The organism is Clostridium tarantellae, assembly GCF_009295725.1.
In the GTDB taxonomy this organism is placed as follows: Bacteria; Bacillota; Clostridia; order Clostridiales; family Clostridiaceae; genus Sarcina; species Sarcina tarantellae.
The window spans coordinates 1-585 of record NZ_WHJC01000618.1 but is presented as its reverse complement, the minus strand read 5'-3'; the positions used below and the strand labels follow the sequence as shown (position 1 = coordinate 585).

Sequence of the window (585 nt, the reverse complement as noted above, 5' to 3'; positions counted from 1 at the left end):
AATAATAAGTAGTGGAATATCAGTTAGAAAAGCATTAGACTTATTAGTAAATACAATAACATGTCCTATTACAAAAAAATATTTTATATATATAAAAAGATCTCTTTGGCAAGGGCAATCTCTTAGTGAAGTCATATCTAATATTGACATAATGTCATCTCTTACTAATATGTTTATTTTCAGTGGAGAAGAATCAGGTCGTTTAGAAAATAATATTAAAACATTATCCCATATGTTAGATGAAGAATTTTTGAATGAAATTAATTCTATTAAAGGTAAAATTCAACCAATAACAATGTTGATTTTAGGAATTATGGTATTTTTAATGGCTTTAATGATATTTGTACCTATGTATGGTTATATGAATTATGCGTAAAAAGAAAAAAGCTTTTACTTTAATAGAAATGATAATGTATTTAAGTATATGTTCTTTAATATTTTTATCAATATCAATATCAATGAATTTTATTCAAACCTTTAAAGAAAAATTAAATATTATAGAGATAAAAGATAGCATTCATAATTTTTTAATTGAATCTAAATTTTTATGCAAAGAAGAAAATATGGATGCTGAAATATATATAT

At 21.7% G+C, this 585-nt stretch carries 2 protein-coding genes; both read left to right on the top strand.

Annotation, left to right across the window (positions count from 1 at the left end):
* Positions 1-376, top strand: a 376-nt coding sequence (locus GBZ86_RS16655; protein WP_152892509.1) for a type II secretion system F family protein, incomplete at its 5' end; no start/stop codon positions are given.
* A partial coding sequence (locus GBZ86_RS16650) for a type II secretion system protein (protein ID WP_207707490.1) occupies positions 369-585 on the top strand: 217 nt, incomplete at its 3' end. The genes GBZ86_RS16655 and GBZ86_RS16650, both read left to right, overlap by 8 nt.